Genomic DNA, 10,689 nt, shown 5'->3' on the forward strand with positions numbered 1-10,689 from the left:
CCGAAGCCGAGGCCAACTTCTATGCCGCTCTGGAAACCGAGCCCATGGCCGCGTAACTAACCGAAATCAGCCTCCGGCAAACCCGGCGCGGTTCACGGCAAGCCGCAGCAGAACGCTTACGTCGAGCGCTACAACCGGACGGTCCGGCATGAATTTCTGGACCTTTACATCTTTGAAACCATCAAGGAAGTGCAGCAGATCGCCTCCGAATGGCTCTGGACCTACAACAACGAACGCCCCAACATGGGCATCGGCGGGGTCACACCTGCCATGAAGCTGAAGATGGCCGCGTGAGTTCTACGGCTGCACCCCGTTAAAACCGGGAGGATTACCCATCCAGTTCGCCGAGCAGCCCCGCAACCGCAACACCATCTACTCCCGGCCGATGCGCTTCGCCGTTTCCGGGGCTTACGCGGTCCCACAGGGGCCACGATCCCCTCCAACTCTGCTGAACCAACGGCATCGAGCACCGCCTGTTTCAGGGCATCGAGCACGAACCCTGCATGCGCCGAGATCGTAACAGGTAGACGGGGCGATCGGCAGAACCTCGCAGATCGGCTCGACCCCGTGCGCATCAGCATGCCGGAAGTCGGCAAGCGTCTTGTGGTCGGGAACCAACCTGTCGGTCACCTTTACGCCGCTGCCGAGAACGACGACGCGAAACTCGGGCAACCCCAATCGCAATAGCCCCCTTGCTGACGGTAGAACGCCGCGATAAAGACGGGCCTGTGGAGCGGTGGCCGAGTGGTCGAAGGCGCACGCCTGGAAAGTGTGTAGGCGGGGAACCGTCTCGAGGGTTCGAATCCCTCTCGCTCCGCCACTTGCCCCAGCGAAAGCGTTCTCCCGATCCGGCTGCGGCCGGATTTTTCCGTTGTTGTCGAGGGTTATGCGAGAGGGGCTGAGCACTGTCCTCCGCGCCAGGAGGGCCGGAAGCGGTCTCTCAGGGCCGATATTCTCCCGACCTGTTAACCGATGGCTTTCCGGTGAACAGCCTTATACCATTGAAACAAATACGTAATTTATAAATGTCGCGTGAGGCAGGTTCTCAGTTCATTCCCCTCTCGGTCGGGTCTGGCATCGAACTCGTGAAGGATTAATGCCCACTTGACCTGTGATTGTCGATCGATGGTCAGATTAGCCCCACGATCCGGTTAGTTGCGACGGTGCCCAAGCGGAATAGCGTCTGCCGCTGGGCCGAGGCCAGCCGCCATGAGCGGGCGAGATCTGACTCCCAAGGGGTCACGATGAGTTCAAACGAGCCATCGGTCAGGCGGCGGAACATAACGGCTGTGTCGGGATATTCAAATCCACCCTGCGCGGCCGTGGGCAGATTCATCCGCTCCATCTTGTTGTTGCCGTGCCACGTCAATCGCCTGTCGTCCCATACGCGCGCGCCGCTGCGGAGGACGGGCTCACCAATCGTTAGATTATGCGGATAGTCATACTGGTCGAACACAAAGCCGAAGAACCGATGGCCCCCGCGCGGCAATTCCAGTTGGTTGCTCGATCCGCCCTGAAGGGCCTCACCGTGGACCCACATGGCCGCGTAATCGGCCGGGTTGATGGCTCCGTTCGCGATAACGAGCCTGAACAGGGGCAGCGCGGCAGCGGCGACAGGTGCCGGCGCTGCTACAGGCTGCGCCTCCTGCTCGATCTCGGGCGGCGGCGGCTGGGCCTGGCGCAGAGCGGTATAGGCTGCGAGCAAGTCGTCGGTGAGAGCGGTCGTTTCAAAACGCGCCTTGTCAAAGGCGGCATCGGCATCGGCACGAGGAATGCTCTGCTGCACCCATGCCACCTCCGTGTTCACGCTAAAGCCACGGCTCGTAAGGTTCGCCGAGCCGACCAGCGTGCTGCATGTTTGGGGATCGCGGCCAAAGACATAAAGCTTGGGGTGAAAGGCACGCAGCGGCATAAGCGAACCCTGCGCCAGTCTCTGCGCGCCGGAGACGAAAACTGTGGCGTTCGCCAGCGCGCGCCAATGCTGCAATGCCTGTGGTTCGGTGAGGCCGAAATCGAAGGATGTAACAAGAGTCTTGGGCATCGCCGCGAACGCGGCAGGACCCACAGCGTTCGCGACGGCGGACAGCAGTATGTTTGCGCCGCCGAGCGTGACGTAAGCCGAGGCCACGCGAATATCGACCGTCCCCGCCGTGACGATATCGACGAGAGCGTTGCGCAAGCTCGCCGGTTCCGCGGCATTCTGGACGATCAGCATGCCGGTGCCTGCGCCCCGCTGCCGCTCCCGCCGGTCGACGCGGTGGATGTGCCGGCAAGAGCAGACCGGGCCAGCGTTTCAAGCTGCACCAGGAGCGGCGATCCTTCGAGCAGCGCGCGCAATTTGCGGCGGCGCGCTGTCAGCGCTTTGGCAGGGTCGGCCAGATAGGGGTCGGTCGTGCAGTGGCCCTCGGCAAGTACGGCAATGTCCTTCGCGAGGGCCGCGATCTTCCGGTGGTCGCCGTTGCCGGCATCGTATGCGGGCATCATCCTGTACGGCAGCGTGTGGAGATGCCTTTCGCCGAAATCTCCCTTCGGGTTGAACGCGAGGGTGGCGTTGGTCAGGGCCACGCTGTTGAGCATGCCGACCTGGTACCAGGCCTCGTCCGCGTCCGCCACGACCTTCCAGTAGAGGGTCTGATCGACAACAAGATCCAAGGCCTGCGCCACCGGAAGGCACGCCGCGCAGATTATCTTGCCGCCAGCCCCGGCCAGAATGAGATGCCCGGCCGCCCCGAACACCTGTTTGGACAGCTTGCCCCGTTCGTCTATGCGCTGCTGGAGCGTTTTTCCTTTCCCGACCGTTTTGAGCTTCTGGTTGATCGCGGCGAAGCGCCGCGCGGTCTGGGTAAATCCCTGTCGGCGGATTTCAGACTCGTCGAGAATGCTCCATGTCCCGCCGGCCGCGCGCAGCGCCGGCAAAGCCATGGGCGCGCGATGGGCACCGAGAACGAATGGCAGCAGGTTTTCCGACTGCGCCATGCGATAGATAAAGCGCGGCGCGACATGGCCGGGAAAGCGCTCGGCCGCCATCTCCTTGGCGGATTTGATCGTAAACCCCCATGCGGAAGCGCGGGTCGGCGTATCGACACGGTATTCCGGCCCCGCATTCTGGACGATGTCCACGCATACCGCCGTGCGCGGCATAAGATCGGCCCCCTGCTGCGGCAGGTCTGCCCCGCCGCTGGCCACGGCCGCACCGCCGCCCTTTTCGAGCACCCAGGCGCTGCGCGCCGACCCGATGGTGCGAACTGAAAAGCCTGCGGCATCCAGCCCCGCATCGGTCGCGACGAAGCCGGCGAACGCGTTCTGCGGAAGCCCGGTCGTGTCCGCTCTCTTGTGTCCGACCAGCGCCGCGCCGGGATACTTGAAGGTGCCGGGCGCGACCTGCCAGACTTCTGCGATGTCGAACGGCACGGGACGGTCGCTTGCCAGGAAGTCATGCCGCCGCAGCCGCTCGTGATGGTTTCCGTTCAGCACAGTGCCGGGCACGAGACAGGCGACGCAGGCATCCGGCCCGAGATAGCGGTCGATGGCGTGAAGCATGTGCATCGTCCCCAGCTCAAGATGAAGGAAGGACTGTCCCGCCGGCTGGATGCCGTAGAGTTTCGCCCTGCCTTTCAGCAGGTCCCGGTAGGGATTGTCGGCCAGCCCGCTCATGGCGAGCCATGGCGGATTGGACACAAGCCCGTTGAAGTGGCCGGTCAGGAGTCCCGGCCTGTATGTATTGCGCAGGATGAACGCCCAGATGCCGTTGCGCCCGGCGACCGCCAGTTCAGCCATGCGATGCGCCAGCGGGAAAAGCGCGCCGGAAAGCTGTTTGTAAAGCTCCGGCGGCAATGTGATCCCGAACGCCTCGATCGTGCCGTCGAGAAAGCTGTCCGCGTCGGCCTTGCTGAAGCCCGCGACGGTCCCGCGCCGCTGCGCATCGCGCGCTTCGTCGTAAGCCCAGTCCACGATCCGGTCGAAAAACTCCCGGTAGGCCGGCTGCACCAGCGCCGTCGGCAGCTGGATGGTCGTGCCGTCGAGGGAAACCGGAATGGTGTCGCTTTCGCCGACCAAGGGAACTGACGCGGAAACCGGCGTAACGGCGAACAGCGAGTCCGCGTGATAGACCGGGATGACGATTGGTTTCGTCGCCGCCTTGATCTCGGCCGACAGGCTGACGACCCATGTCGCCTTCGCGAGGCTGACGGCCAGCGGGTCGATATCAAAGCCGGTCGCAACGTCCTCAAGCTGTTCGATCGCGACAAAGCCGAACCGGTCCCGCGTCGCTTTTATGATTTCCGCGAGCATCGTGCCGGACCCGCAGCACATATCGACGATCCGGGGGCTTTCCCCTGCCGGGAGGCCGTCGATGCAACGGTCGGCAAGCAGGCGGGCGAGCCAGTGCGGGGTCCATTCCTGGCCGAGCAGCTTGCGCTGGCTGCGCCGGGCGAGCTGCGCCATGAGGCGGCCGAACAAATCCTCTTCGGGATACCAGCTGAAATCGTAAGCATAGAGATCGCGCTGGAGGTCGCGGGCCACCGCGACGAGCCGGTCGATGTAGGACGGGCCGAGAAGCCAGCCGAAATAGTCCTGCTCGACCACATTCTCCAGCTGGAAATTGTTGCGGAAGAATGCGCCGTTCAGCATCGCCTTCAGCTCGTCGTCCGTGCTGAGCAGCGCCTTGCCCGTCAGCACGTTCGCGCTCAGCAGCCGCGCGAGCAGCGTCACGTAGGCTTCATCGACATACGCGGCGGTCCGGAAGGTGCCCGCCGGCCCCTCCAGGTGATCGACGAAGCGGGACCAGAGGTCGGTCGCCAGGCTCGCCGACGGATCGGCCTTGCGCCCCTCGTTCACCAACAGCGACAAAGGCCCCGCGCTGCTCTTATATGCGGCCGAATCCATGCCAAGATCGGAAGCGAGGAATTCGGCGCGCAGGGGCCGGGACTGTTCGCGCGCCAGATGCTTCCTGATGAAAGCGCCGAGCTGCTCGGCGGACAGGACGCTGTCATCGGCCAGCGTCAGTTCGTCAACGACGACGAGCGTGATATCGGCAGCGGTGCAGGCGGACGGATCGACACCCGGCGCAAGCACGGCATCGTAGGCGTACCATTCGACCGTGTCGGACAGCACGCCCCGGACCGTGGAAACCGGCATGCCTGCGCGGACGAGCCCCGCCGCCTGCTCCTGCACCTGCGCGTAGCCGGTGCCGCGCTTGGCCGTGTTGCGCAGGTCGGATTCGTATTCGATCGTGGTCGATCCCACGAGATTGTCTATGAACCGGGACGCGGCCTTGCCCGATCCCGTGCCGACCTTGGTGTGCGCCTCGGTCCCTTCGGTGTAGTTGTTGATCCAGGTTTCATGCGCGGTGTCGGGGAACATAAGCCGCAACCGTCCCTGGAACTCGCTGCGCAGAACCGCCTCGACACGGCCCGCGTCCCGCAGCATGCGGCAGCGACCGATGGTTTCACGAATGCGGGCAATGTCAGCTGTCATGGACGGTCCTTTGACGGGCGGCGCACGCGGCCTCGAGTCGGGAGTCGATATGGCGCGCCGCCTCTTTGAGGTCGTTTTCATCGCTGCCGGGCAACGCAGCGGCCAGGATGAACATGTCGATCTGGTGCCGGGCTGACGGCACGGCCGCGGCCAACTGCTGTCCTAGCGTGGCGAGTCTCTCGCAGTCCCGGTCGGACAATGGCGGAATCGGCACCTGGCGGATGTGCGTCGCTTCGAGTTTGAGCGCGCCGCCGCCAAGCGGCGTGCCGGCGGACTCCATCGCTGCCCGGCACCAGCTGCTGTGGAACAGGGCGTAGAGCGCGTGAACTGTCCATCGCCTCTCTTCCGCCCACAGGGTCGAGAAATTGGCATCGATCAGGATGGGCGGCTGGGTATTGAGCGCGACGGCCGGTGTCCCGTGATTGATCCGCGGAGTGAAGATCACGGGCAAGTGGCGCGCGGTGAAGGCTGGCAACATGTACCAGAAGCGCGGAACGTCGCGGCCGTTGGCCGGCCGGCGGACATTGGTGCGCACTGCCGATAGGTCGGGAATGCACCGTGCCGGCTCTTTGGGGTCCGGCGCATACCGGGCGGCGAGCCGCACGAACGATGCCAGTTCGGGCGGCATGACGCGCGGCACGGACATGCCCCGCCTGCGGTAAGCCTCCGCCGCTTCAGTGACGGCCGGCTGGTCTTCCGGCAGGACCCAGTCCGACAGATCGAGCACGCGTGTTACCGGAAGGTAGCCGCTCGCAAAGGCCTCAATATCCGCCTGGCGATGGAGAACGGGCCGCAGCGCCGCCGCCGGAACGCGGAAACGCATGTTCTGAAAGCTCTCCGACGCTTCGACGGTAACGGTTTCGTTCTCATCCTCACCGGCAAGCGTCACATAGAAAAACCGGTTGCAACCCGAACGCAGGCCCTGGCTGACCCGGATGCCCGCCCGTTCAAGCGTCTGGAGACGAACCGGCGTCGCGCCGGGCGGCAGCATTTCGCGCAATCCTTCCGGCATCGTCGCCGGCCGTGCCTCCGCGACCGAAAAGAGCGGCAGCGCGTCGCGCCGATTTTCGGCGTTCTGAAACCAGCTCTTGCGTCCAAGGCGCTGCTCCAGTGTTCGCCATTCCTCATCCAGCGCAAACGGGCGGCTCCCGATGCTCGGAACCTCCCGGTTCGCCGCGCTCGCCCAGGTTGCGAAATCCCGCTCTGGTTCCGGCCCGGGGAAGGCACTCCCCACCAGGGACCCTCCGCCCGCAGCCGCCGGCGTCACTTGCAGCCAGTGTGCGGCAGGCAAGGACGACCGATCCGACACGGGCGCTTGCGCTTCGTCCCATGAGAGCCGCCGCGCGATCACAAGATGCGTGCGCACCAGCGCGTCCGAAAACCAGCCGGGCTGCGTATCCGCGACGATGAATTCAAGGCGAAACGCCCGCAGCAGCACGTAGCGCACGACATCGGCGTAGTCGCGCGAGCGCCAGGTGGCGGGAACGACGAGGGCCAGGCGGCCGCCCGGACGCGTCAGCAGGGCGGACAGGAGCCAAGCCGGCACCGAAAGATCGGCAAGGCCCGAATATCCTTCAACCAGCGCCTGCCAGAGCGCGCGTTCGCCGTCGGTCACGCGCGCGTCCACGATCGCGGACAGGCCCCGGCGCACGTCACCGACACCGGCACCGTTCCCGTTTTGCGACTGGTATCTCACATACGGGGGATTGGTAATGACAAGATCGTAGCCGGGCGCGTCTAGCTCAGCGACGATTGCTGGATCAAAGGCGCTGCCCGTGACAATGCGCGCAGCGGCGACGGCACCGTCCGCCTGCAACGCCGCGGTCCTACGGCCGCAGAAGGCGGACGTCTCAGGGTCGAGCTCAATGCCGTCCAGCCGGCCGAGCCGGGCACCTCGCGCCCGCGCCGTCAATGCGGCCGCGTCGAGTAGGTCGCCGTGACCGGCCATGGGATCGATCACGGCGCGCGCATCGGGGTCGAGCGCAATGTGCGCCAGCAGTGTCCCCAGCGGCAATCCGGTGAAGAACTGCCCTAGGCGCTTCCGCTGGGCGGGCGGCAGGCCTTCCTCGAAGGAGCGCGCCGAGGACCTGATCGCGCTGACCGCGTCAGTCGCCGGCACTGCATAAAACTCCCGGCAGCGTTTGTTCTGCATACCAGCGATAGAAGACATCAGCGTCGAGCGGGACTTGCTGATGATGGCTGAGGAAATGCGTTACGAGGCGGGAATACAGCCTTTGCGCCGTCGCTTCGGCCGGATCTTGCGCGGCGGTCGCCGCGCGGTGAAGGGCCGTCGCGACGGTCCATACACAGTCGTCCGCCCCGGCCTTGCTTTCGATCCGGGCCTCGGCCTTGCGGCGCGGCCCCAAAAGGAGCACGGGGTCGCCGCGCACGGCCCCTTCGGTCGTGACCTGCTTGAAGCTGCCCTGCTTCTTGTCGAGAACCCCCGCATATTCCACGTCGAAGCCGGCATCCTGGTAGGCGCGCTGCAAGGCGTTCCAGACTTCGGCGGACGCGGAATGAAACACCATCGTGGCTTTGCCGGACGGTTTCAATATCCGGCGGGCCTCGCTGAACGACCGGGTCAGCAATTCCCTATACTCGTCGATGGCCTTGCCCTGGTCCGGGCTCACGATGGCTTCGTCCGTGCGGTCGGTAAACGTCTTGAGCCAAGCCTCGTTTATGAAACTGAGTTCGGCATAGGGTATGTTCGCCCCGAAGGGCGGGTCCGTGAACACATAGTCGATGCTCTCTGATGGCAGCGCGACATCGCAACTGGAACCGTGGACAACTTCGACCTTGCCGCTGCCGCCGTGAATGGTCTCGAACGCCTGCGCAATCGTCGTCAGCTTGCGCCGCAATCCTGCAAAAAAGTTCTTCTCGACCGGCAGGCCGCTGACATACAGCACGCCGGGCTGGGCGCTGGTGACGACCAGGTCCTTCTGACCGGACTTCGCCACGACGCGCGTCATGATTGTGCCGTGCGCCGCGTTGTAGCTCAGCAGCCAGAAGCGCAGCCCCTCGCGGAGCGCGCCGCGATAGGATTCCACGCGCTCCCACATGCGGGCGAAAACGATGAGATTGCGCCGCGTGTAGAAATGATGAACGTGCGTAATGCCCTGATGGTAGCCCTTCCGGTAGAGGTCGCCCCAGGGGATCAGCGCCTGCGGCACGCATGACGGGATCGGCTCGGCCTCGATCTTCTCGATAAGCGTCAGGTCGGCGGCTGTGGCCGGACGCGACCAGCGTTTTTTCCCGGTCGAACCATAGACGCGGGCCATCGCCCGCCCGCGTAGGGCGCGCTGTTCGCCCAATACGTCGTCAAGTTCCTGCACCGTCACCCGCTGCACATCGTCCAGCGGCTCTTCATGGCGGCATTTCGGGCAGGAGAAGGTGGAGGAAATCTCCGCCGGATCGAGCGCGACGCACGCATCCCACAGGGTGACAACGCCCCGGCAAGCAGGGCAGCGCAGCTTGTCGCTCCAAATCAGATGACGAAGGGAGCCTTTCGCGCCGGAGGGGTCGCGCGCCTCGTACATCCAGCCGTCTTCGCTCTCGCCTGCGGCCAATACGTCTTCGGCCGCCTTCCTGAACGCGGCGGGATCGGGCGGATTGGTCAGGGTCCGGCCGACAAACGAGCCGAGCGCGCCCAGCTCATAGAGAACGGCGTTGCGGGCACCCCATTGCACGTTAAGGCCGAGGCGGACCGCTTCGGCGCGCAGTTCCGCGGTCGGCCGCTCACACAGCAACGCTGCAAGGCCGGTCGTCCCGCTGCCCCCGAACCCGTCAAACACGGTGTCGCCGGGTTTGGTGTGGGCGGCGATATACAGAGCGATTGCTTCTGGCGATATCTTTGTTGGATATGGAAAGGCGCCGTATAGGGCGCCAGTCCTCTTTGCAGCTAAGGGCCGCCTGTATAGTGCGTCCAGAGAAGCCTCCGACATCGAATGGGCCGATTTGGATGGCTCGGGCTGAATGTGAAGCATGTGGTAACTGTCCCCGGAAATTCTTCTTTTTTGTTACGTCAGTTGCGACGCGGTCGGTTGTTTTTCGGACGCAGGACTCTGTGCTGCCCGCACCGGCTGCCGATGCCGGCGCAGATACTCATCTATCGCGCGCCTTACCACCCAGGAGACAGACACATCATCCTTGTGGGCCAGCATGTTCAGGGCGTCGAAGTCTCCGGACGTAACGCTGACGGTGACCCGGGGACCGAGTCTCTTAGGTCGACGGTTCATGGAGCCCTCCGAATGTTCTACCAATGTTCACACTAACGATTCGCACGGTGATTGCAACAGAGTGCATCACTTTGACTCATTATTCGTCGGGTTCTAGCCGTATGCGATGGCGCTGGGCAACGGATGGCTAGGGCGCTACGAAACTTTTCGATTTCGATGCAACCAACTCATCTGCTCTTGCCACTGAGCCGGGGCAGGCTGTCGCAGGGTCTCTAATGTGAGGTCTGCGGGCTGCCGTCCGTCGAGGATCGCCTCCACGATGTTCGGCGCAAGCAGTGTCATGCGAAGACTGCGGGAGAGAAAGGAGGGCGCGATTCCCTCGCGCTCGGCAAGCTCGGCTACGGTTGCGAACTCGCCAGACTCGAGTAGCCGCTTCCATCGAAACGCCCGTGCCAGCCCCTTGACCAGCGTGTTGTCGGTCCTGCGCGGCTGCGCGGCGCCGTCAGGTAGCCGCATCTCCTTGCGACCGCCGCGCTTCACGAGGCGGAACGGGACATGGAGCGTCACCGTCTCCGGGATCGTGGCCCGGCGAGTCACGCCGCTTCTCCAACGTTGCCAGCCAGCATTTCGCGCGCGAGGCCGCAGAGCCCGTCCACCCGGAGCCGGACGTTGAACCCGCCTGTGCCGATGTCCACACGCTCAACCAGCAGCGCCACTATGCGGGCCTGCTCGGCGGGGAAGAGTTCGTCCCACAACGGATCGAGCTTCTGGAGGGCTGCGCGAGCGCCGGCCTCGCAGATGTCGTCGGCGTGGGCACGCGCCGCCTTCCAGGTTCCCGCAACAATCTCCGGGTGGCGGAATACGGCGCGGAGCTGGTTGATGACCGCTGCCTCGATCTCGCCCGCGGGCACGCGACCAACCGGACACGCCCCAGCGCCATGCTTCAGCACCGTCTGGCTGACATAGTAGCGATACAAACGCCCGCCCTTGCGGGTGTGGGTCGGCGAGAAGGCTGCGCCATCGGGCCCAAACAGCAGCC

At 64.5% G+C, this 10,689-nt stretch carries 7 protein-coding genes, 1 tRNA gene and 1 pseudogene; 2 read left to right on the forward strand and 7 right to left on the reverse strand.

Features of this window, described 5'->3' with window-relative positions:
• Positions 1–96: 96 nt before the first annotated feature.
• Together CRO07_RS16840 and CRO07_RS16845 are read left to right on the forward strand one after the other, a co-directional pair.
• Positions 97–294: pseudogene (locus CRO07_RS16840) on the forward strand (integrase core domain-containing protein); the annotation flags it as partial.
• Between the two features lie 436 nt (positions 295–730).
• A tRNA-Ser gene (locus tag CRO07_RS16845) sits at positions 731–820 on the forward strand.
• A 309-nt stretch (positions 821–1,129) separates the two neighbouring features.
• On the opposite strand, the gene CRO07_RS16850 is transcribed toward CRO07_RS16845, so the two are convergent.
• From CRO07_RS16850 to CRO07_RS16880, 7 genes are all read right to left on the reverse strand, one after another.
• A complete protein-coding gene (locus CRO07_RS16850) occupies positions 1,130–2,215 on the reverse strand; it encodes a phospholipase D-like domain-containing protein (protein ID WP_097031806.1) in 1,086 nt (361 codons plus the stop codon).
• The gene (locus CRO07_RS16855; protein WP_097031807.1) at positions 2,209–5,475 is read right to left on the reverse strand and encodes an N-6 DNA methylase; all 3,267 of its coding nucleotides are present in this window, start codon (positions 5,473–5,475) and stop codon (positions 2,209–2,211) included. Before CRO07_RS16855 ends, CRO07_RS16850 begins: the two co-directional genes overlap by 7 nt.
• Entirely contained in the window at positions 5,465–7,627 is a 2,163-nt protein-coding gene (locus CRO07_RS16860) for an Eco57I restriction-modification methylase domain-containing protein (RefSeq protein ID WP_204840045.1), read from the reverse strand. The genes CRO07_RS16855 and CRO07_RS16860 overlap by 11 nt, the downstream gene beginning before the upstream one ends.
• Complete coding sequence (locus CRO07_RS16865) at positions 7,581–9,458, reverse strand: DNA methyltransferase (RefSeq protein WP_204840046.1); 1,878 nt, start codon at positions 9,456–9,458, stop codon at positions 7,581–7,583. The genes CRO07_RS16860 and CRO07_RS16865 overlap by 47 nt, the downstream gene beginning before the upstream one ends.
• 33 nt (positions 9,459–9,491) lie before the next feature.
• On the reverse strand, positions 9,492–9,710 hold the full coding sequence (locus CRO07_RS19555) for a ribbon-helix-helix protein, CopG family (RefSeq protein WP_097031808.1): 219 nt from the start codon (positions 9,708–9,710) through the stop codon (positions 9,492–9,494).
• Between the two features lie 135 nt (positions 9,711–9,845).
• Positions 9,846–10,247 (reverse strand): hypothetical protein, encoded by a 402-nt coding sequence (locus CRO07_RS16875; protein WP_097031809.1) that lies wholly within the window; start codon positions 10,245–10,247, stop codon positions 9,846–9,848.
• The coding region (locus CRO07_RS16880; protein ID WP_204840047.1) for a zinc ribbon domain-containing protein at positions 10,244–10,689 on the reverse strand (446 nt) is incomplete at its 5' end. The genes CRO07_RS16880 and CRO07_RS16875, both read right to left, overlap by 4 nt.

This window comes from Cereibacter ovatus (genome assembly GCF_900207575.1).
Classification (GTDB): Bacteria; Pseudomonadota; Alphaproteobacteria; order Rhodobacterales; family Rhodobacteraceae; genus Cereibacter_A; species Cereibacter_A ovatus.

Coding starts and splice junctions, on each gene's coding strand:
- CRO07_RS19555 (WP_097031808.1), bottom strand. CDS start 9,710: ATGAACCGTCGACCTAAGAGACTCGGTCCCCGGGTCACCGTCAGCGTT.
- CRO07_RS16860 (WP_204840045.1), bottom strand. CDS start 7,627: ATGCAGAACAAACGCTGCCGGGAGTTTTATGCAGTGCCGGCGACTGAC.
- CRO07_RS16865 (WP_204840046.1), bottom strand. CDS start 9,458: ATGCTTCACATTCAGCCCGAGCCATCCAAATCGGCCCATTCGATGTCG.
- CRO07_RS16850 (WP_097031806.1), bottom strand. CDS start 2,215: ATGCTGATCGTCCAGAATGCCGCGGAACCGGCGAGCTTGCGCAACGCT.
- CRO07_RS16855 (WP_097031807.1), bottom strand. CDS start 5,475: ATGACAGCTGACATTGCCCGCATTCGTGAAACCATCGGTCGCTGCCGC.